21 protein-coding genes and 1 other RNA gene are annotated in these 21,620 nt (G+C 53.0%); 8 read left to right on the top strand and 14 right to left on the bottom strand.

Annotation, left to right across the window (positions count from 1 at the left end; all coding sequences use genetic code 11):
• Positions 1-119: 119 nt before the first annotated feature.
• Positions 120-623 (bottom strand): phosphatase PAP2 family protein, encoded by a 504-nt coding sequence (locus tag J5W02_RS06820; protein WP_219964920.1) that lies wholly within the window; start codon positions 621-623, stop codon positions 120-122.
• Positions 624-754: 131 nt separating this feature from the next.
• Here J5W02_RS06820 and J5W02_RS06825 point away from each other — a divergent pair, with 131 nt between their 5' ends.
• Positions 755-3,352, top strand: a complete 2,598-nt coding sequence (locus J5W02_RS06825) for a calcium-translocating P-type ATPase, PMCA-type (protein ID WP_219964921.1) — start codon at positions 755-757, stop codon at positions 3,350-3,352.
• Between the two features lie 49 nt (positions 3,353-3,401).
• On the opposite strand, the gene J5W02_RS06830 is transcribed toward J5W02_RS06825, so the two are convergent.
• Entirely contained in the window at positions 3,402-4,454 is a 1,053-nt protein-coding gene (locus J5W02_RS06830; RefSeq protein WP_219964922.1) for a lysylphosphatidylglycerol synthase transmembrane domain-containing protein, read from the bottom strand.
• Positions 4,455-4,701: 247 nt separating this feature from the next.
• Between J5W02_RS06830 and J5W02_RS06835 the strand changes: the two genes are divergently transcribed.
• The 4 genes from J5W02_RS06835 (at position 4,702) to J5W02_RS06850 (ending at position 6,615) form a co-directional block, all read left to right on the top strand.
• Positions 4,702-4,902 carry a spore coat associated protein CotJA gene (locus tag J5W02_RS06835; protein WP_219964923.1) on the top strand — a complete coding sequence of 67 codons (201 nt, stop codon included), beginning with the start codon at positions 4,702-4,704 and terminating at the stop codon, positions 4,900-4,902.
• Positions 4,899-5,810: a spore coat protein CotJB gene (locus tag J5W02_RS06840; RefSeq protein ID WP_219964924.1), complete on the top strand. Its 912-nt coding sequence runs from the start codon at positions 4,899-4,901 to the stop codon at positions 5,808-5,810. The genes J5W02_RS06835 and J5W02_RS06840 overlap by 4 nt, the downstream gene beginning before the upstream one ends.
• A gap of 168 nt (positions 5,811-5,978) precedes the next feature.
• On the top strand, positions 5,979-6,191 hold the full coding sequence (locus J5W02_RS06845; RefSeq protein WP_219964925.1) for a hypothetical protein: 213 nt from the start codon (positions 5,979-5,981) through the stop codon (positions 6,189-6,191).
• A gap of 259 nt (positions 6,192-6,450) precedes the next feature.
• Positions 6,451-6,615: a hypothetical protein gene (locus tag J5W02_RS06850; RefSeq protein ID WP_219964926.1), complete on the top strand. Its 165-nt coding sequence runs from the start codon at positions 6,451-6,453 to the stop codon at positions 6,613-6,615.
• Positions 6,616-6,695: 80 nt separating this feature from the next.
• Here J5W02_RS06850 and J5W02_RS06855 read toward each other — a convergent pair whose 3' ends face one another.
• Positions 6,696-8,069, bottom strand: coding sequence for an MATE family efflux transporter (locus J5W02_RS06855; RefSeq protein WP_219964927.1), 1,374 nt, complete (start codon positions 8,067-8,069; stop codon positions 6,696-6,698).
• Between the two features lie 943 nt (positions 8,070-9,012).
• Here J5W02_RS06855 and J5W02_RS06860 point away from each other — a divergent pair.
• The 3 genes from J5W02_RS06860 (at position 9,013) to J5W02_RS06870 (ending at position 10,546) form a co-directional block, all read left to right on the top strand.
• Entirely contained in the window at positions 9,013-9,324 is a 312-nt protein-coding gene (locus J5W02_RS06860; protein ID WP_219964928.1) for a DUF1292 domain-containing protein, read from the top strand.
• A gap of 10 nt (positions 9,325-9,334) precedes the next feature.
• Positions 9,335-9,525: non-coding RNA, 6S RNA (gene ssrS / locus J5W02_RS06865), on the top strand.
• Positions 9,526-9,670: 145 nt separating this feature from the next.
• The gene (locus J5W02_RS06870) at positions 9,671-10,546 is read left to right on the top strand and encodes a DegV family protein (protein WP_219964929.1); all 876 of its coding nucleotides are present in this window, start codon (positions 9,671-9,673) and stop codon (positions 10,544-10,546) included.
• A gap of 38 nt (positions 10,547-10,584) precedes the next feature.
• On the opposite strand, the gene ruvX is transcribed toward J5W02_RS06870, so the two are convergent.
• The 11 genes from ruvX to J5W02_RS06925 form a co-directional block, all read right to left on the bottom strand.
• Positions 10,585-11,028: a Holliday junction resolvase RuvX gene (gene ruvX / locus J5W02_RS06875; protein WP_219964930.1), complete on the bottom strand. Its 444-nt coding sequence runs from the start codon at positions 11,026-11,028 to the stop codon at positions 10,585-10,587.
• Between the two features lie 2 nt (positions 11,029-11,030).
• On the bottom strand, positions 11,031-11,714 hold the full coding sequence (locus tag J5W02_RS06880) for a histidine phosphatase family protein (protein ID WP_219964931.1): 684 nt from the start codon (positions 11,712-11,714) through the stop codon (positions 11,031-11,033).
• 19 nt (positions 11,715-11,733) lie between these two features.
• Positions 11,734-12,651, bottom strand: a complete 918-nt coding sequence (locus tag J5W02_RS06885; RefSeq protein ID WP_219964932.1) for a dihydroorotate dehydrogenase — start codon at positions 12,649-12,651, stop codon at positions 11,734-11,736.
• A 2-nt stretch (positions 12,652-12,653) separates the two neighbouring features.
• Positions 12,654-13,418: a dihydroorotate dehydrogenase electron transfer subunit gene (locus J5W02_RS06890; RefSeq protein ID WP_219964933.1), complete on the bottom strand. Its 765-nt coding sequence runs from the start codon at positions 13,416-13,418 to the stop codon at positions 12,654-12,656.
• 30 nt (positions 13,419-13,448) lie between these two features.
• Complete coding sequence (gene pyrF / locus J5W02_RS06895) at positions 13,449-14,396, bottom strand: orotidine-5'-phosphate decarboxylase (protein ID WP_219964934.1); 948 nt, start codon at positions 14,394-14,396, stop codon at positions 13,449-13,451.
• Positions 14,397-14,425: 29 nt separating this feature from the next.
• A complete protein-coding gene (locus tag J5W02_RS06900; protein ID WP_219964935.1) occupies positions 14,426-15,709 on the bottom strand; it encodes a dihydroorotase in 1,284 nt (427 codons plus the stop codon).
• A 517-nt stretch (positions 15,710-16,226) separates the two neighbouring features.
• Positions 16,227-16,997, bottom strand: coding sequence for a YdcF family protein (locus J5W02_RS06905; RefSeq protein ID WP_219964936.1), 771 nt, complete (start codon positions 16,995-16,997; stop codon positions 16,227-16,229).
• 130 nt (positions 16,998-17,127) lie between these two features.
• Positions 17,128-18,867, bottom strand: coding sequence for an NADH-dependent [FeFe] hydrogenase, group A6 (locus J5W02_RS06910; RefSeq protein ID WP_407928365.1), 1,740 nt, complete (start codon positions 18,865-18,867; stop codon positions 17,128-17,130).
• Between the two features lie 23 nt (positions 18,868-18,890).
• On the bottom strand, positions 18,891-20,681 hold the full coding sequence (nuoF, locus tag J5W02_RS06915; protein ID WP_219964938.1) for an NADH-quinone oxidoreductase subunit NuoF: 1,791 nt from the start codon (positions 20,679-20,681) through the stop codon (positions 18,891-18,893).
• A 16-nt stretch (positions 20,682-20,697) separates the two neighbouring features.
• Entirely contained in the window at positions 20,698-21,066 is a 369-nt protein-coding gene (locus J5W02_RS06920) for a (2Fe-2S) ferredoxin domain-containing protein (protein WP_219964939.1), read from the bottom strand.
• Complete coding sequence (locus J5W02_RS06925; protein WP_219964940.1) at positions 21,035-21,619, bottom strand: ATP-binding protein; 585 nt, start codon at positions 21,617-21,619, stop codon at positions 21,035-21,037. Before J5W02_RS06925 ends, J5W02_RS06920 begins: the two co-directional genes overlap by 32 nt.
• Position 21,620 lies beyond the last annotated feature (1 nt).

Below are 21,620 nucleotides of genomic sequence, written 5' to 3' on the forward strand. Positions count from 1 at the left end.
ATTTTGGCAGATATTCAAGACAAAAAGAGATGATTCTTCATCAAAATATTATTTACGCAATATATTCGGCTGTTTCCGCCTTTTCGGTCATATCTTGTATATTGCATCTATGGAATATTTTAGGTTTTTTTGAACAAAAGACAAATAAAACCTGCAGATAATACGCCCAGTATTGCTCCCGCAAGAATATCCGACGGGTAATGTACAAACAGAAATACGCGGGAAAAGGCAATCAAAAATGCAAGCGCAAAGGCAGGAATTCCCAGCCGTCGGTTGGCTTTTCCCAGTACAAACGCCGCCGCAAAGGCGGCGCCGGCATGTCCCGACGGGAAGGAGTATCCGCGCGGCGCGGCAATCAGCAAATGGTATCCGGAATAAACAGCGAACGGACGGGGGCGTGCCACCAACGGTTTCAGAATGCCTTCCCCGAGCGTATGGGTAAGCACCAGCGCGGCCAGAAGCATCACCCCGTAAAACCGGTATTTTTTTGTGCAGATCAGGCAGAGACCGGACACCACCCAGATCAGCCCCGCGTTTCCCAGCACGGTAATAAAGGGGAAAAATAAATCCGTAAATCCGTTGTGAAAGTGGTTCTGTATAAAAATTAAAATGAATTCATCCATGGTTCACACTCTTTCTTTCCCTCTTCCCACCCTTTATACAATGACAGGCGAAAAAGGGAAATCATTATCATTGGACGATACTACCATATTTTAATCAATCCGCGAATATACTTAACCATAACAGGGGGTTGATGATATTGGATTGGCAGAGTCTTACAAAGGAAGAATGTGCGAAAAAACTGGGAACCAATCTGAAAGCGGGGCTGACCCCCGCTCAGGTGGGGGAACGGCAGAATCGGTTTGGGCCGAACGAGCTGGCGCAGCCGAAAAAGAAAAACCTTCTGCTGCGTTTTTTTGCGCAGTTTTCGGATTTTATGGTCATTGTCCTGCTGGTGGCGGCAGGCATTTCCTTTGCTACTTCCTTTTTGCAGAAGGACAACGATTATATTGATTCCATCATTATTCTGGCAATTGTTACGGTGAACGCGATGATGGGTCTGATTCAGGAGAGCAGGGCGGAAAAAGCGATCGAAGCCCTGAAAAAGCTTTCCAGTCCGCACGCCCGTGTGGTACGCTCCGGCGTTGAAACGACGATTGCGGCCAGCGAACTGGTACCCGGCGACCTTGTCATTCTGAACGCGGGCGACCTTGTCCCCGCGGATCTGCGTTTAACGGAAGCGGTCAACCTCAAAGCGGAGGAAAGCGCGCTGACGGGTGAAAGCCTGCCAAGCAGAAAGCGCGCGGATATGACCTGCTCTAAAAGCACCCCCCTCGGCGACCGGCACAACCTGCTGTTCTCCTCCAGCTCCATTGCGGCGGGACACGGCTCGGGCATTGTTACGGAAACGGGCATGGATACGCAGGTGGGCAAAATCGCGCATATGATTAGCACCCAGTCCGCCCCCCAGACTCCGCTTCAGAGAAAGCTGGCTCAGACGGGGCGCTGGCTTGGCATCGGCGCGCTGGTAATTTGCTTTATCATTTTTATTATGGGTCTGTTTCAGCGTGTTCAACCGCTGGAAATGTTTTTAATTGCCATCAGTCTTGCCGTGGCGGCAATTCCGGAGGGTCTGCCCGCGGTCGTGACCATCGTGCTGGCCATCGGCGTTCGCCGCATGGCGGCGAAAAGAAGCATTGTACGGCGAATGCCCGCCGTGGAAACGCTCGGCAGCGCCAGTGTAATCTGCTCCGATAAAACCGGCACCCTGACCCAGAACCGGATGACCGTGGTGGAGCTCAGAGGTTCGGGCGGAGCCATCCCGATTCCTTCGCCGCAGGGAGATTTTCTTCTGAACACTGCGTCACTTTGCTGCAACTGCACGGTCAGCGGCGGAAAGATTCACGGAGACCCCACAGAGGCGGCCATTGTTGCCGCCGCCCCCACCGACAAGAACAAGCTTGACGAAGAGTATCCGCGTGTGCTGGAGATCCCGTTCAGCTCCGAACGCAAGATGATGACCACTGTGCACCGCCTTGGCGGCGGGCGTTACCGCATTATTACCAAAGGCGCCCCCGACATCCTGTTCACACACAGTACAGGCGGAGCGCCCCGGCAGAACGAAGAGATGGCTTCCCGCGCGCTGCGCGTGATCGGCGTTGCCTACAAGGATGTTGATTTTCTTCCCGACCCGGATGAAAACATGGAAAACGGCCTGACCTTCTGCGGACTGATCGGAATGATCGATCCGCCCCGTCCGCAGGTAAAGCCCGCTGTGGATCTGTGCAGAAAAGCGGGAATCCGTCCCGTCATGATTACGGGCGATCACGCCGCCACCGCAGCGGCCATTGCGAAACAGCTCGGCATAATGGAAGGGAAAAGCCGCGTGATTACCGGCGCGGAACTTGACCGGACCAGTCAGGGAGAACTGGAAAAGACGATCTACGACTACGCCGTATTTGCCCGGGTTTCCCCGGAGCACAAGGTACGCATTGTGCGCGCGTTTCAGTCCCACGGAGAAGTGGTCGCTATGACCGGGGACGGCGTGAACGACGCGCCCGCGCTCCGCGCGGCAGACATTGGCTGTGCAATGGGTATTTCCGGCACCGACGTGGCCAAGGCGGCGTCAGACATGATTCTGACGGACGATAACTTTGCTACGATCGTGGCCGCTGTACGCGAAGGCAGGGGCATCTACGAGAACATCCGAAAGACCGTGCATTTCCTGCTGAGCTGCAACATTGGGGAAATCCTCACTGTATTCGTCAGCTTCCTGCTGCGCCTGCCCACCCCTTTGCTGGCCATTCAGCTTCTTTGGGTAAACCTGGTAACGGACTCCCTGCCCGCGCTTGCGCTGGGCGTGGAACCCATAGACAAACAGATTATGGAACGCAGGCCGGTCAAACCGCACGAAAGCATTTTTTCCGGCGGCATGGGTTACAACATCCTTGTAGAAGGATGTCTGATCGGCGCCATTTCCCTGCTGGCCTACAGCATCGGCCGCATTTATTTCGACGTTGACCCCGCGTCCCCGTATATCGGCCGTACCATGGCGTTTGCGGTCCTCAGCCTTTCCCAGATCGTACATACCTTTAACATGCGGTCGTCGCGCTCCGTTTTTGAAGCGGGCATTTTTGCCAATCCCAAGCTGGTGCTTGCGGCGGTCATCTGCACCGCGCTGCAGGCGATGGTGATTGTGATTAAGCCGCTCTCCGTGATTTTTAAAACCGCGGTTCTGACCGGGCACCAGTGGCTGATCGTTGTGGCTCTGTCCCTGATTCCGCTTGCGGTGGTAGAACTGGAGAAAGCCCTCACGGCACATTCCGGCCGCAGAAAAAATACGCATAAATAGGAAAAAGGCTTATTGATTTTCAATAAGCCCTTTTTTCTGTTTTACCGTACTATTCATTCGGTTCGCTGACAATCGGATCATTGTATTTTTTTTCAGCCACATAGGCAAAAATACCGCCGAACAGGATATTAAAGTAATAGGTGATAATTCTCCAAAGCAGAATTGCGGGAATAATCGCAGATTTAAAGAACATTCCAAAGAAGATATAGAAACTGCCTTCCGCACCGCCGGAAGCCCCCGGCAAAGGAACGAACGCGCTGACCATGGCCACAAAGGCCTGTGCCGCCACCATCGTGGTGATGGGAGCCGCATTCATATTAAAACTCCGATAGATAAAATAAGGAATCAAACTGTTCAGAGTAATCTGTACAACCGTTACCGACATGACCACAACATACAGCCGGGTGGATTTTCCCATCAGCTTCGAGGCATCATGGAAAATTTCCAGCTGATTGTGAATTCTCGCGTAGCGTTCCTCGGGGTGCCTGCACAGCTTCAAGTAGTGAAGAAAACGAATAACGGTCTTTACAATTTTATCCGTAGTCATTTCACTAATCATGAACAGCATGACCAGCACAATAAACGTACTGTTGGTAATCAGACCAATAATCGTCACAAATGAAAAATTGCTGACACTCGTTTGAAAGAAATGAAGCTTCATGGCGACCAGAACAAGGGAATACAGCACCATGACAACCTGGTAGGTAAGCGTTTTAACCGCGATAATGGACCCGGCTTTTCCTGTGTCCATTCCCATTTTGCGCATGGTATAAATCTGCATCGGCTGCCCGCCGGTGGAAAACGGGGTGACCGCACTGTACAGAAAGCCAATCATCCCCACGGAAAAGGAACGGCCAAAGCGCCACTGGGGGTACAGGTGAATACAGAGCAGGTTCAGAACGAACCCTTCCAAAACCCAGCACAGAACCGCACTCAAGATCGATAAAAACAGCCACTGCGGCTTTAGTTTCAGAACAATTTCCCCCAACGCGACAATGCCGTCCGTGGTGAATAAAAAATACAACAGAATGCCTGCGGAAAGAACCAGTGTAATAATTACAAAAAGGTTTTTGCGAATTGCTTTCCTTAATTTAGCTGCCATCTTTTTCTCCATATGTTTGTTGTGAATTGACCTTACGCCTGAGACACTAGTATATTCTATCTCAAACGGCAAAATTATACAAGAGCATTTACCGAACTATCCGGATTCTTCCGCGCTGTACGGCGCGGATCTTTCTGTTTGGGGAAATCCCGGCACTCCCGCGTGACTGCACCCACCTGCGGAATTCTGCATACTATATTATCGGATAAGCCGAAGTGTCTCCGACGTATCAGAAAGGAGATATACAATGAACGACATGAAAATAGCGGAAGGGGAATCCTGCCTGCTGAATCTGCCGCCATTGCCGGAAACGACCGTAGTTGCAATGGCGTATGTTCCTTTCCAGCAGTTCGGCACGGTATATGAGCCGGAAATGGGCCTGCGCAGCGGCACTATTTTTCCCGAGCTAGACAAACCTTTTCTAGGTAAACGAGGTGTAATGAAATGACCGAACAGGAATCTTTGCTGACGAGAATCCGCTCCTACCAGTTTGCAATGTGGGAGCTTCATATTTTTTTAGATACGCATCCCGGCGACTGCAAAGCGGCGCAGAAGCTGGAGGAATACCGAAAATCAGCGGCTGAAATGACTGCGAAATACGAAGCGGCCTACGGCCCGGTAAATGTAAATTCCCAAAACACCAGCCGCTGGGCATGGGTCACCGACCCATGGCCGTGGGACGGAACGATGCCCGGCAATCAGTCAAACCTGCAGGGCACCGCAAAAGAAAAGACGATGCCATGGGCCGACAATATGATGCCGTGGCAAAGTATGAATCAGGCCGGAAACTCTGCGGTACAGGGAACACAGCAAACCGTCCCTGCGCCCAAAATGAATTTGCCAATGACACAGCATCCCGCTGGTAATTCCGCCGTGCAGAGCGCCACCCAGCAAAACAGCGCAATGCCGTGGATGAATATGCCGGCCGTGCAGGGCACCACCCAGCAGAACAGCGCAATGCCGTGGATGAATATGCCGGCCGTGCAGGGCGCCACCCAGCAGAACAGCGCGATGCCGTGGATGAATATGCCGGCCGTGCAGGGCACCACCCAGCAAAACAGCCCGATGCCGGGAATGAATATGCCGGCAGCGCAGAATGCCGCAGGAAATGCAGCCGTACAGGGCGCCACCCAGCAGAACAGCGCAATGCCGGAGATGAATATGCCGGCCGCGCAGAACGCCGCCGGAAACGCAGCCGTGCAGGGCGCCAGCCAGCAGAACAGCGCAATGCCGGAAACGAAAATGCCGGCAGCACAGAATGCCGCCGGAAACGCAGCCGTGCAGGGCGCCAGCCAGCAGAACAGCGCGATGCCGCAGTCAAAAGTGCTTTCATGGGTAAATATTCTGGGGAAGTAAAAGCAGCAACACCTTCCAGCATACTTATGAAGCAAGCGGTGCAAGAAGTCCGTCGGTGAGAAACCGGCGGACTTCTTTTGTGCGCCGGCGGGATTCCCGTCTCTCATATTGACAGGCTATCATAAAAATGCATACTATGGAGTATTCTCAAGTGAAAGGAGTAAGACGATGAGTTTAAACCGTTATTCCAATAATAATGTTGAAGCCGTTTCTGCTGAGAATGACCGCGACCGCGACCGTGACTGTGACCACAGCTGTGACAGTGAAAGCGCCAGAGCGCTGAAACGAATTCTTTCTCTGCTGGATGATTTAAATAATAACGATCTGCGTATACTGGATGATGTCATTGATCGGCTGGAATGCAGCCGCCATAGGTCATAAGTTTTACACTTTTCCGAACTTAATTCTCCATCCAAAACAGCAATGCTGTATAAAAATTCCTACTGAAAACCGCCCGCTATAAAAAATAGCGGGCGGCCAAGGATGTAAAAAGTGTACACTTTTCCATTATTATAAGTCTATAAGGGAAATAAGTCAATAGCTTGCATTTGAAATTTACATTCGCTTCCGCTTGATTTTAACAAAATTTTACTTTCATAATTTGACGTTCGGGTCACAAACTATTTGCGAGGTGACAGATATGGCATATAGTTTAACTGATCTTTTAGCATCAAACGCTGAAGTCAATCAATATTTTGAATCACTGCCTGCAAATGTACAGAATGCAGTTACCGGATGCGGTGAAGAAATCTGCACACTGGAAGACCTTCTTCGCTGCATTAAAGGAATTACCGGAAGTTGCTGAACACAATGGAAAAAACACGGCGGAGAGAGCTTTCTCCCTCTGTCGTGTTTCTTTTTTGGACTTTTATATAAGATTTTTGTTCAATTGTCAATCAAATGGTGCTGATACCACTTCTTGCCCCGAAATCTGTAAACAAAAACGCTGCCGCGAACCCCCCACTCGCAGATCATGGCCACCCAGACGCCGACAATTCCAAATGGCAGAAGAATGCCTAAAACATAGCCGAGCACGACACGGAACAGCCACATGGAAAGCATGGAAACGACGGAGGTGTATCTGGAATCTCCCGCTGCCCTGAGCGCGGCGGGCGTAATAAAGCTGAAAGACCACAGGGGAACCTGGCTCAGCCCGGTAATACAGACAATCTGAAAGATCTTCGGCACAACGGACGCCGGCGGATGAAAGAGGGATACCAGCGGGCCGAACAGCGGAATGACAATCAGAAGCATCACTGCAAAGGAAAAGGATGAAAGACCGATAAAGGATTTAATGAATTTCCGCGCATCGTTTACGTCCCTTCGGCCCATACACTGTCCAACCACGGTTACGGTGGAAAGCAAAAGCGCGTTCGCAGGGATTTGAAACAAAGAAACAATGGAATTCGAGATTGCGTTGGTGTCCATTGCAAACACTCCGAGCTGTACAATAAACGTCTGTGTCAGTATTTTTCCGCCGTTAAAAAACATCTGCTCCGCGGCAAACGGAAGACCGATATACAGAATCCTTTTCAGCATATTCAGATCAAACCGAAAAAGATCCATGATCTGAAGACGCACAGAACTGTTTCCCTTGATTAGATAAAGAATGGAGCATGCCGCTCCGATATACCGCGCAATATTGAGCGCGATGACCATTCCCAGAACGCCCATGTTCAGTACATTAATAAACAAAAAATTCAGCGCTACATAAGAAAGATTCATGGTGAGGGCCAGAAACAGCGAAGACCGCGTTTCGCCCACTCCGCGCAGCGCGCCGCAAACAGCCTCTACCGTGGCAATTCCGCAGTAGGAAGCACTGCAGCCAATCAGATAAACCCGCGCATTGCTGAAAACATCGGCTTCCGCTTTGCCGAACAGCAGAGAAAGCGTGGAAGTATGAAAAAGAACCACCGTCAGGCTGACCGCAAGCGACAATAAAAACACCGCGGAAACCGAACCCGCCGCCGCTTTGGAAACCATAGCGTCGTTTTTGCACCCTTTATACTGCGCGACAACAACCGTTCCACCCGTAGCCACTGCAATAAAGACATTTACGAGGAAAATATTCAGGGAATCCACCATATTGACCGCGCTCACCGCCGCAACGCCGGACGAGCTAATCATGGCGGTATTGAGCAGGTTCAGGCAGACGACAAACGCCTGATCCACCAGAATAGGAATAATAATCGAAATAATCTGCCGGTAGCTGATAGAGTCTCCGGAAAAATACCGTTTCAAAAGACGATCCGTTTTCATTTTCAGGCTGGGAGCAGTCACAAAATCACATCACTATTTATCATTTTTTACCATTTTATCATAGATCACACCGCATGAACAGCCTGAAACGATATTTGGCGGAAAACGGTTATGAAAATGCGGTAAATAGATGCACAAAAGGAATCTTTGCGGCATATCTTATATTGAAACAAGGCGGTTACTCATTTTGACACGCGGCAGCCGTCATCATGTCCGAATTATGTAATCTCCTCATATTTGTATGCCGATTTTACGATATAACAAAAGCTCCGGCAAGTTCAATTGCCGGAGCCTCAAATTTATTCGGTCAAAACAGGTTTTTCAATTGTACACTGGAACCACCAATTTCTATTAAAATAAAAACTTAAAAACTCAAAAGCTCAGAAACGCGCATCAAACTATATTTCGGACTCACCCCTTTTTCCTGTTCACAGGAACCGCTTTTTCAGAAAAGCCAAAAACGGGTCTCAAAGTATAAAGAATCGTCGTTTCATTGGTTCGAACCTTGTGGTCGGTATACCGACTGTTGCTTGCATGAACCCTCAGGATTTTCCGGATAGTTTATTTTCACGCGGAACAAGGGACCTTGCAACTGCCCAACGAACTTGCAGCTGCATCTTCGCAAAACGGTTCAATGCCCATTGGACTCACCTCTTTCTGCATCAATGATTCTTACCGGTGTTCCTTCCTGGCTGTGCCTTTTGCCGGCATTGTTTTTGCGGCGCCACCCTTTTCGGCACCTGCTTGAACACCGTTCTAAAAATCACTCCTATCTCTGTTTCCATCTATATTATAAGCGATAATTTGTAAAAGGTCAATATATTTTTTTGCTTGTCCATAAAAATTTTATATAATTTTGCGTAACTTTATTTTCCTGTTGACTTAATCAAACAGGAAATGTAGAATAATACATAGACAAATAAATGGTGAGGAGATGACCCCTGTGAACGACGAATACGGTGCGGATTTAATTACCCTGATTGACGACGACGGCGAAGAACACGAATTTGAGGTTCTGGATGTCATTGATAACGACGACGGCTGTTTCTACGCGCTGTTGCCGACTTTTGAGGATCCACAGGATAAAGTTGACGCGGAGGGCACTTATTATATCTTTGAAGCAATCGAGGAAAACGGTGAGCAGCAGCTTGCCGAAGTAGAAGATGAAGAACTGCTCGACAAACTGGCGGAACTTTTTGAAAGCCGCTTTGAGGAGCTGTACGATTCCGAAGAAGACGCGGACGATGTAGAATAGGTTTTTCGTTTGCACCCTGCCTGGTGCGCGGACCGCTGCAAAAGTAACCCTACAATTTTAAATCGGGAGCATGCGCTCCGGTGGCGGACTTCAGACCTCCCGGCTTTTGCCGGACGAAGGGAGTATGAAACCATTGGGCCGGCACCCACCTGCTTTTCAGTAGCAGGTTATTTTAGCACATTACGGCCAGGCGGGATCAATAAAGAAACAGAGGGCTCCTGATGGAAATCAGGGGCCCTTTTTGACGTGGTATGACAGTTCGCTGATTTTGTCGGTGTACAGTTTCCGCGTAATATTATATAATGCATTTCAGAAATCTACCGGTAAGAAAGGAGGGAAAGGTTAGATGTACGATTACAGAATCATAACGGATTCCACTTCTGACCTTCCTGTAAAACTGATAAAATCACTGGATATTGAAGTGATTCCCATGACATTCACGGTCGGAGAAAGCTCGTACTCCAACTATCCGGACGAGCGCGACATCTCTTCCCACGATTTCTACGACCGCCTGCGTGCCGGGGAAACGGCCACCACCAACCAGATCTCCCCCGTCACCTTTGCGGAAATTTTTGAGCCGGCTTTACAGTCTGGGCAGGACGTGCTCTACATTGCGTTCTCCTCCGCCCTGAGCGGTACATACAACAACGCCCGTCTGGCTGCCGAAGAGCTTAATCGGAAATATCCGCAGCGGAAGGTTTACGCGGTGGATTCGCTTGCCGCATCCATGGGAGAGGGCCTGCTGGTTTATTACGCGGCGCAGATGCGCCGAAAGGGAAGTTCCATTGACGAAGTCCGCAGCTGGCTGACCGCTAACCGAACCCGGCTGGCGCACTGGTTTACCGTGGACGACCTAAACCATCTGAAGCGCGGAGGCCGGGTCTCCGGCGCGGCGGCGCTGGTCGGCACGGTACTTGGAATTAAACCGGTTCTTCATGTTGACGACGGCGGCCGCCTGATTCCGGTGGAAAAGGTGCGGGGCCGCAGGCAGTCGCTTGACGCCCTGATCCGCCATATGCAGGATACGGTGGAAAATCCGGAAGACCAGATGATTTTTATCAGCCACGGGGATTCCCCTGAGGAAGCCAAATATGTAGCGGAGCAGGTCCGTAAAAAATTCCACGTCAAAGCAACCGAAATCAATCCCATCGGCCCGGTAATCGGTTCCCACTCGGGGCCGGGAACCGTCGCCCTGTTTTACCTTGGCAAGAGCCGTAATTGAGCGGTGTTTGATAAAAACAGACAAGAGGAAGACGGCTTTCAACTGTCTTCCTCTTGTTTTTGCACCCTCAGATTTCTCCGGTAATCCAGGTAGTCCTGCAAAATAATGGTAGCGGCGACCGCGTCCACCACCGCCTTGCGCTTCTTTCCGCGCGTATCCGTTTCATTCAGATATCCGTGCGCCGTAATGGTCGTGCCCCGCTCGTCGCGCATTTCCACCGGAACGCTGACCAGCGCCCGCAGTGCTTCGGCAAAAGCGCGGGCGTTCTTTGCGCTGTCCCCCTCGCTGCCGTCCATATTGCGGGGCAGCCCCACTACAATCGTCCCTGCGCCCTTTTCCGCGGCCTGTACGGCGATTGTTTTGGCAAGTCGTTCCATATTATATTCACTGATTACGCCCGCCGGAGACGCCAGCAGTTCGCTTTCATCGCATACGGCAAGCCCGGTGCGCGCCCGGCCCAAATCAACAGCCAGAATTTTCATCGTTATCCTCTTTTCTCGGGTTCCTGTTCCTCATTTTGTTTCCACCACTCAAATTTTGCGGTAGAGGAAACCTCCGGCGTCAGGTGGGAGGCGTCGTTCATGGAAACCACCGTACTGCGCAGATTTTCATCGAAATCAATCACGCTGATCGCGGTATTCGCGCAGCCGGCGACCTGACCGATTTCTTCAATCGGCTTATGCAGCGCGTTGCAGAGGATGTTGCGGATGGCACAGCCGTGGGAAACAACACAGACGGTTTTTCCCTGATTCTGCCGGACAATGTCCATAACCCCTTCCCATACTCTCCGGTAAACCTCCCGCATCGGCTCGCCCTGAGACGGAGCAAAGTCCCACGGGCGGTTCAGCCATGCGTCCAGTTCTGCCGGAAAAAGCTCCGGCATTTTCTCCCATGGCTGTCCCTCCAGAACCCCGCCGCCGATTTCACGCAGCCGCGGTTCGGTGTGTATGGGCAGATTGTGAAACCGGTTGACTGCCTGCGCAGTTTTATAGGCCCGCTGTAACGGACTCGAATAAATCGCGTCTATCGGCATATTGCGGCACCGGATACTTAAAAGATCCAGCTGTGCTTCGGCGCTCCCGGCAATGTCGCAGTCGGTGTTCCCCTGAAAAACGCCCATCGTGTTTCCCTGCGCTTCACAGTGGCGCACCAGTATCATTCGTGTCATTCCATTATTCTCCTGTTCCTTATGGCTGCCATGGAATCATTTCCCCCGTCAGTTCTGTCACTGAGGCAATATGATTTTTATCCAGATATTCCTGAAGGCCGTCCAGTATTTTCACCGGTGCGTACGGGTCGGTGAAAAACGCGGTTCCAATCTGCAGCGCGGATGCGCCTGCCAACAGCATTTCCACGGCATCCTGCCATTTGGAGATACCGCCCATGCCGATTATGGGAATTTTGACCCGTTGATATACCTGACTGACCATACGGATAGCGACTGGAAGCAGCGCCGGGCCGGAAAGCCCGCCCGTGTTGTTGCGGATAATCGGTCTGCGGGTATTGATATCAATCCTCATACCGGTCAGCGTATTAATCATGGAAATAACATTCGCGCCCGCGCTTTCCGCTGCCGCGGCGATCTCTGCAATGTCGCTGACGTTCGGCGAAAGCTTGACCATCAGCGGCTTTTTGCAGTGCCTGCGCACCGCCGCGGTGATTCCTTCCACCCCGGAGCAGCTGGTGCCGAACTGCACGCCGCCCTGTTTAACATTGGGGCAGGAAATGTTCAGCTCAATCATATCCACATCGGTGTCGGAAAGCCTTTCGGCCATCTGGCAGTAGTCCTCCGGCGTATTCCCCGCAATATTCGCAATAATCACCGTTCCCTGCTGTTTGAGCCAAGGCAGGTCATTTTTGATAAAATGCTCCACTCCCGGATTTTGCAGTCCGACGGCGTTGAGCATTCCGCCCGGTGTTTCCGCAATTCGGGGCGGCGGGTTCCCGGGGCGGGGAGCCAGCGTAATCCCCTTGCAGGAAATTCCGCCCAGCGTGCTGAGAGGATAAAACTCTCCGTATTCACGGCCGAAGCCGAAAGTGCCGGACGCTGCGATGATCGGGTTTTGAAACGCAACTCCCGCGATGTTTACCTGTAAATCCGCCATGCTTATCCCTCCCACACAACCGTTTCAGAATCAAAGACCGGGCCGTCCTTGCAGACGTGGCCGTAAAATTCCCGCCCGTCTTTTTTCAGCCTGCACGCGCAGCCAAGGCACGCGCCGACCCCGCAGGCCATGCGCTCTTCCAGTGAAATCTGGCACGGCACCCCGCGGGCGGCGGCAATCTTACACACCGATTTCAGCATGGGAGACGGACCGCAGGCAAATAAAACGTCGAATTTTAAATCGTTCAGCAAATCCGTGACAAGGCCGTGGTAACCGAAAGAACCGTCGTCCGTCGCAACCAGCACCCGGTTTCCGTTCTTTTCAAAATCCTCTTTCAAAATCACACTTTCCTCATTGCGAAACCCCGTGAGAACCGTCGCATTTTGGCCAAAATGTTTCGCTGCCTCCAGAAGCGGCGGCACGCCGATCCCTCCTCCGACAAAAACGGCCTTTTGTCTAGTATTTCCGAGGGAATACCCGTTTCCCAGCGGTGCCAGAATATCCAGTGTTTCGCCGGGACACGCGCCGGCAATCCAGGCGGTGCCTTCTCCCCGAATCTGAAAAACAAAGCGCAGAGTTTCCTTCGCCCGATTGATTTCACAGATGGAAATGGGGCGGCGCAGAGTTTTGCCCGGTACATAAAGATGGGCAAACTGTCCGGGCTGCGCGGCTTTCGCCAGCTCGCCAGCTTCTACGGTCAGATCAAAAATATCGGCGGTAAGCTGCTTTTTCGCAATGATCTTGCAGAGCATTACATCGTATTTCATTTTTATGGCTCCTGTTCTGCGGTTTTAAAATCAGCCGTTGACGGAAGGAAGAGAAATCGCTCCGATTTCCTGAATGATTTCGTCGCGCATCCGCTTTGCTTCCTGCGCGGCTGCCTGAGCGTAGTCCGTTTCCGGCGCTCCGCTCTTTTTCCACGCGGTCATAATGGAGCGGGACGCGTTAACCACCGCGCCGAGTCCATTGCTGTCAAACGCCGGAGCAACGTCCTTTGCTCCGCCGCCCTGCGCACCGTAGCCCGGGGCGAGGAAAAAGGTGTGGGTCAAATCGCGGCGCAGCTCCGCCAGCTGTTCGGGATAGGTCGCGCCCACCACCGCGCCGACGCCGGAATATCCGTACTTGCCCGGCAAGCCTTCGCCCCACTGCTCACAAAGATGCCCGACGGTGCCGTAAAGCGTTTCCCCGCCTTCAAAGATTTGGTTCTGCAGCTCGCCGGAGGAAGGGTTGGAGGTCTTTACCAGCACGAAAATCCCCTTGTCCTGCGCCCGGCAGGTGTCGAGAAGGGGGGTGATGCCGTCCGAGCCAAGGTAGCCGTTAACCGTCAGGCAGTCGCCGCCGAATGGAACGTAGGTCCGCTGTCCTACAGTAACCGTGCCCAGGTGCGCCGTGGTATACGCCTGCATCGTGGGGCCGATGTCGTTGCGCTTGCCGTCGGTAATCACGAAAAGTCCCTTGTCCTTTGCGTAGGCGATGGTATCGTAAAGCGCCTTTACACCGTGCCAGCCGTACATCTCATAATAGGCGCACTGCGGTTTTACGGCGGGAACAATGCCGCAGAGCGCGTCAATCAGACCTTTGTTAAACTCCAGAATCGCACCGGCCGCTCCTTCCAGCGTTTCGCCGTGCTGTGTAAAGGCTTTCTCCTTTATAAAGCCGGGAACATAGTCAAGCACGGGGTCCAATCCCGCGACGGTGGGGTTCTGCAGCTTTGCAATGCCTTCGATCAATCTGTCCAGTGCCATTGTGGTTCCTCCATTTATGCGTATTATTTTTAACGGCGGTTTGGTTCGTCAAAGACGATTTTTCCGCCGCAAACGGTCTTTTTTACTTTGCCGGTCAGTTCCTTCCCTTTAAAAACGGCATTCCTGCTTTTGCCGTGCAGCCGGTCGGGGTCAACCGTCCAACTCTCGCAGGAGTCAAACAGCACAAGATCAGCGGGCGCTCCCACTTTTAAGGTGCCGGCCGAAATTCCCAGCAGGGCAGCGGGCGCGGCGCTCATCAGCGAAAGCAGCTGCGTCAGTGTGAGTAGCTGACGGTTCACAAGGTAAGTAATCCCTGCGGCAAGGCTGGTTTCCATCCCGACGCTTCCGTTCGGCGCGGCAAGAAAGTCGGCCTTTTCCGCCGGAGTATGCGGCGCGTGGTCGGTCGCAATTGCGTCGATGGTGCCGTCCCGCAGTCCCTCGATGACCGCGAGCCTGTCCTCTTCCGCGCGGAGCGGCGGGCTCATACGGTAATCCGCGTCCCGGCTCAGCAGTTCCTGCTCCGTCAATGCAAAATAGTGGGGCGCCGTTTCCGCCGTCACCCTTACGCCGCGCCGCTTCGCGTCACGGATAAGCGCGACGGAAGTTTTTGTGCTGACGTGGCAGATATGCACCGGAACGCCGTAAGCCGCCGCAATCGCGATTTCCCGCGCGGTGCCGCAGTCCTCCGCGGCAGCGGGAACGCCCTTTACCCCCAGCCTTTCCGAAACGGCTCCTTCGTTGATCTTCCCTCCCTGTGAAAGGAACAGATCCTCACAGTGGGAAACCACCCTCATCTTCAGCTCGGCGGCAAGGCGCAGAGCGTTTGCCATCAGCAGGGTGTTAACGACGGGACGGCCGTCATCGCTCAGCGCGATGGCTCCGGCTTCTTTCAGAGCCGCAAGGTCGTTCAATTCCTCGCTTTTCAGCCCTTTGGTAATCGCCGCCGCCACATATACCCGTGCGTCGGCAGTCCTTGCCTTTTCAAGAATATCCCTTACCGTTTCGGGGGTGTCTACCGCGGGATTGGTGTTGGGCATACACAAAAGGCTGGTGACCCCTCCCGCCGCCGCGGCACGGCAGCCCGTCAGGATGTCTTCCTTTTCCGTAAAACCGGGGTCGCGCAGGTGAACGTGCATGTCCACCAGACCGGGCGCGGCAGCCAGACCCCGCGCGTCTATCACTTCGGCATCTTCACACGAAATTTTCCCGCCGACGGCGGTAATAGCACCGTTCGTTATCAGGATATCCCCTGTTTCGTCCATTGTGCCTGACGGGTCAAGGATTCTTGCCCCGCGAATGAGCAGCCTGTCCATTCATTCCCTCCGTTATTTCAGTATCAATTGTTTTATGTCTAAATACAGGATGATCCCACAGTTTTGCGGCTGCACCCTTTCCTTCTCACCGGAGGATGGCAGGCAAAGCCTGACTGGGGGAACCTCATTTTTTTGCCTTGCGCTCATGAGAGCACGCCGTAGGCGCTTGCCGACCGCATAGTCTGCCCTCAGGCCGGGCAGGCCCCTACTTTCGCTCTTGTCCGAAAGTAGGAAAGGACGCACAGGGGGATTTTTAATTCCCGGCGGAAGGATTCCATAAAATCCCCCTGCACCCCCAAGTATCCCCAAAGAGCCTGTCTTGAGATACGATTCCGCCGTGGTTTTCATTGACGGGGGATACGAAAGACCGATTAATCCCGGATATGAATGATTACTTTTTGACTATTATGTCGTATTTTATACAATCAGTAAATTTATGCTTGTGATTGCAGACATTCTGTCGCGGGCGGCAAAATGCCGCCGAGCCGGACAAATTTCCCGATTGTTCAAACAGGGTTCAGGGAATCACAAAAAACTTTGTCAGAGCAAGCAGTTCCCGCGCGTAACAGGAAGAAAAAATGTACCACGGCGTCGGCGCACTGACCGGATAGGATGTGATTTTCAGTTCGGCGGCGATTCTGCCCGCGCGGTACTGGTGGTAATCGTCCGTCACGATCGCCATGACGGGGTTCAGTCCGTTTTGCTTTGTCAGCGCCAACGAATTGCGCAGATTTTCCTGTGTGGAAACAGAAGTGTCCTCCACAAAAATCCGGGAAGCGTCAATCCCGTTTTTCACCAGATATTCGCGAATGACGGAAGCTTCCGTCACCAGTTCCCCTTTCCCCTGACCGCCGCTGGCAATACATTTCGCCTGTGGATGTTCGTTCAGGTACGCGGCGGCCGTTTCTATTCTGACCCGCAGATCGGCGCTGGGCACCGTACCGCTCACCTTGCTGCCAAGCACGACCGCGGTTGCGTCCTCCGGCGGAGAAGGTTGTCCCGCACCGGCGCCATAAATCATCAGCCCGGTCAGCACCGCCGCCCACAGCACTCCGGCTCCAAACAGAGCCAGAACAATCCGGCAGAAAATCCGGAAACCTTTGGAGCGTTTGCTCCTCCGTCTGATGGCACCGGAAAACAACGCGCACAGAAACAGGAGAGCGCATACAACTAGGCCCGCCGCGTTTCCAATGTTCAGCACATCCCAATGAATCGGGATCAAAAACCAGACAATCCCGCCGACGGACAACACCAGCGTAAAAATTTTTACAATCTGTCTTTTCAGCATCTCCGCCTTCTTTCCCTTCTGAGAAAAGCACCGTGAAAAAGAGTTTTTACGGCACAGCCGCTTTTCGGTTATTATACCATAATTTCCGTAAAAATGCCTCCGAACTTTTCGTCCGGAGGCACTGATGATTTTAGTACTTTTTACGGGGCACATAGCTTGTGTGCAGAATTTCGTGGGCCTTATGGCTGCCCGGCTTCTCAAAGAATTCTTCGTAGATCATCTTGATAAGCGGGCTTTCATGGCTCTTGCGCAAAGGCAGGTTCTTGTCTTCCTCATAAAGCGCCTTTGCTCTTTCTGCCTTCAGATCGGTAAAGCTGCGGACAGCCGCAGGCTGAATCGGCTGACCGCCGCCGTTGACACAGCCGCCCGGGCAGCACATAATTTCAATAAAATGATAGCCGCCTTCGCCGTTCTTCACTTTTTCAAGGACTTCATTGGCGTTGTTCAGACCGCTGACCGCAGCAACTTTCACATCCATGCCGCCGACGTGGTAAACAGCTTCCTTGATTCCTTCCGTTCCGCGGATTTCGGTATATTCAACAGAGTCAAGGCTCTTGCCCTCCAGGGCATCGGCCGCCGTTCTGAGCGCGGCCTCCATCACGCCGCCGGTCGCGCCGAAAATCGCCGCGGCACCGGTGGAAACACCCAACGCCGGGTCAAAGTCCTCATCCGGCAGGCGGTTGAAGTTGATATGGGCCATATTGATGAGACGCGCAAGCTCGCGGGTGGTGATGGCAATATCGGTATCCGGGATTCCCGCACCGGCTCCATCCTCATCCTCGCGCTTGACTTCAAATTTTTTGGCTACGCAGGGCATTACGCTGACGACCACGATGTTTTTCGGGTCGATGTTGTTCTTCTGCGCGTAATACGTCTTGATGACCGCGCCGGTCATCTGCTGCGGCGATTTGCAGGAGGAAACGTTGGGCAGCAGCTCCGGGTAATAATATTCGCAGAATTTGATCCAGCCCGGCGAGCAGGAGGTAATCAGCGGCAGCGGACCGCCGTTCTGTACGCGCTCAAGCAGCTCGTTGGCCTCTTCCATAATGGTAAGGTCGGCGCCGAAATCCGTGTCAAACACTTTGTCAAAGCCCAGACGGCGCAGCGCGGCAACCATCTTGCCCTTTACGTTTGTGCCGACCGGAAGGCCGAAGCACTCGCCGAGCGTAGCGCGGATAGCAGGCGCGGTCTGTACGACCACATATTTTTCCGGATCGTTCAGGGCGGCCATGACCTCGTCACACTGGTCGCGTTCCGTCAAAGCGCCGGTCGGGCAGCTCACAATGCACTGGCCGCAGGAAACGCACGGAACGTCATTGAGCGGCTTTTCAAAGGAGCAGGCAATATGAGTATCAAAGCCGCGGCAGTTCGGGCCGATAACGGCGACGTGCTGGTCGGCGCAGGCAGCCACGCAGCGGCGGCAGAGGATACATTTGGAATTATCGCGAATCAGGTGCAGGGTCGACTCGTCCCTGGTGGCGTCGGGCTTCGCCCCTTCAAAACGATCCGTCTGCTCCACACCCATCTCATTGCACAGGGTCTGGAATTCGCAGTTTCCGCTGCGCTTGCAGGCTAAGCAGTCCTGATTATGGACGGAAAGCAGCATTTCCAGCGTCATTTTTCTGGACCGCTGAATTTTAGCGGTATTGGTCTGAACCTCCATCCCCTCATTGACCGGATAAACGCAGGAAGCAACCAAAGAGCGCGCGCCCTTTACCTCTACCACGCACATACGGCAGGCACCGATCTCATTAATTCCTTTCAGGTAGCATAAGGTCGGAATATCGATTCCGGCAAGCCTCGCCGCCTCCAGAATTGTGGAATCAGCCGGCACTGAGAGGGGCATGCCGTTTATTTTTATATTCACCATTTTTTCCATGATGGCACACTCCTTTATTTCTTAATGATCGCGCTGAACTTGCATTTTTCCATGCAGGCGCCGCACTTAATGCATTTTTTCGTATCAATCACATGAGGAACCTTTACGCTGCCGGTAATTGCGCCGACAGGACAGTTGCGCGCGCACAGCGTGCATCCGCGGCATTTATCCTCAAGGATGACATAGTTGGTCAGCGCCTTGCAGACGCCGGCCGGGCAGCGGTGCTCCGTAACATGGGCAATGTACTCGTCGCGGAAATAGTGCAGGGTGGAAAGCACCGGGTTCGGTGCGGTCTGGCCGAGTGCGCACAGCGAATTCTCCTTCAGGTAGTAGCACAGTTCTTCCAGACGGTCAAGATCTTCCAAGGTTCCGTTTCCGCTGGTAATCTTTTCGAGCATTTCCAGCAGCCGCCTGGTGCCGATCCGGCACGGCGTACACTTGCCGCAGGATTCGTCCACGGTGAATTCCAGGAAGAATTTCGCAATGTCGACCATACAGTTTGTATCGTCCATGACGATCAGTCCGCCGGAGCCCATCATGGCACCGATGGACAGCAGGTTATCATAATCAATTGGGATATCAAGCTGAGAAGCCGGAATACAACCGCCGGAAGGTCCGCCGGTCTGAGCTGCTTTAAAGGTATGACCGTCCGGCACGCCGCCGCCGATTTCCTCTACAATTTCACGCAGCGTCGTACCCATCGGCACTTCCACAAGGCCGGTGTGCTTGATTTTTCCGCCCAGAGCGAACACCTTGGTACCCTTGGACTTTTCGGTGCCCATAGAGGCAAACCAGTCCGCGCCCTTCAAAATAATCTGGGTAATGTTGGCGTAGGTTTCCACGTTGTTGAGAATGGTCGGCTTCTGGAACAGGCCCTTGACCGCCGGGAACGGAGGACGCGGACGCGGCTCCCCACGTTTGCCCTCGATGGAGGTCATCAGAGCGGTTTCTTCGCCGCACACAAACGCACCGGCGCCAAGGCGCAGGCCGATGTCGAAATCAAATCCGGTATTGAAAATGTTCTTGCCCAAAAGGCCGTATTCCCTCGCCTGATCGATGGCGATCTGCAGGCGTTTGACCGCGATGGGGTATTCGGCGCGGACATAAATATAGCCCTGGGACGAACCGATTGCGTACCCGGCAATCGCCATGGCCTCCAGCACGCTGTGCGGGTCGCCTTCCAGCACGGAACGATCCATAAACGCGCCCGGGTCGCCTTCGTCGGCGTTGCAGCAGACGTATTTCTGGTCAGCCTGATTTTTCGCCGCAAAGCTCCATTTCAGTCCGGTCGGGAAGCCCGCGCCGCCGCGGCCGCGCAGACCGGAAGCCTTTACCACGTCGATAACCTGCTCCGGGGTCATTTCGGTAAGAACCTTGCCCAGTGCGGTGTATCCGTCCACCGCTATGTACTCATCAATACACTCCGGATTGATAACACCGCAGTTCCGAAGCGCGACGCGGTTCTGTTTTTCATAGAAAGGCGTATGGTTCAGTGATTTGATGGTGTTGTCGTCTACGATGGTCTCCTGATAAAGCAGACGCTTGACAATTCTTCCCTTTAACAGATGTTCCTCCACAATTTCAGGAACATCCTCCGGAGTGACTCTGCTGTAAAAAGAACCTTCCGGATAGACAATCATAATCGGGCCGAGGGCGCAGAGGCCGAAACAGCCGGTGCGGATAACATTGACCTCTTTGTCCAGACCCCGGACCGCGATTTCCTCTTTGAGCTTTGAGATAATCAGCTCGCTGTTTGAGGAGGTACAACCGGTACCGCCGCAAACCAGTACATTGGAACGATACATGAATGCTGCCTCCTTCTTATGAATTAGCGCCTATGGTATACTCTGTTACCACATTGCCGTTTACCAGGTGGTCGTTCACCACGCGTACCGCCTTTTCAGGCGTCATCTTTACATAGGTTACCTTTTCCTGACCGGGTGTCACAATTTCCACCACCGGCTCAAACTGGCAGATTCCGATACAGCCTGTCTGAGTGACCGTAACATTGGAAAGGCCGCGCTTAGAGACTTCTTCCACCATGGCGTTCAAAACCGGGCGCGCCCCCGCGGCAATTCCGCAGGTGGCCATGCCGACCAGTACACGGATGGCGTTGTCGTTGTTTTCGCGGAGAATAACCTGACTGCGGGCTCTATCCCTAATCGCCTGAAGTTCCTCTAAAGACTTCATTTGTTAATTCCTCCTTAATGAATTGGGTTTCTTCACTGAGGCAGCTCTTGATCCACTGGGTCACTTCCGGTGAATTCAGCCTGACCTCATTTCCTAATACCTCGCGCAGTTCGCGCGTATCAAGGGTAAACTCGCGGGAATCCAGTTTGTGATGAAACACAAAATCCCTGTCTTCGTTGCAGGTGATTAACAGCAGTACCGTGGAGTTGATATCCCCGAGCGGAATCATATCCACATGAGACGGTACAAATGTCGCTGTGACTGTGGTTCCTTTGCCTTTTTCAGAAGCAACGCTCAGGCTTCCGCCCGTCATTTCGGCTTCCATCTTAAAAAGCGGCACCCCCAGCCCGACTTTTCGGGTGGTGCGGGTGGTAAAAAACGGATCCGTCACGCGCGCCGCCTGTTCGGCGGTCATCCCGGCGCCGTCATCCGTAATCCGGATGGTCAGTCTGTCGGCTTTGGTTTCTTCACACACATCAATCACAATCAGCTTTGCGCCTGCGGAAATTGAATTCTGTGCAATATCCATCACATTTAAAGACAGTTCTCGCATC

It is taken from the genome of Caproiciproducens faecalis (assembly GCF_019448085.1).
Lineage (GTDB): Bacteria > Bacillota > Clostridia > Oscillospirales > Acutalibacteraceae > Caproiciproducens > Caproiciproducens faecalis.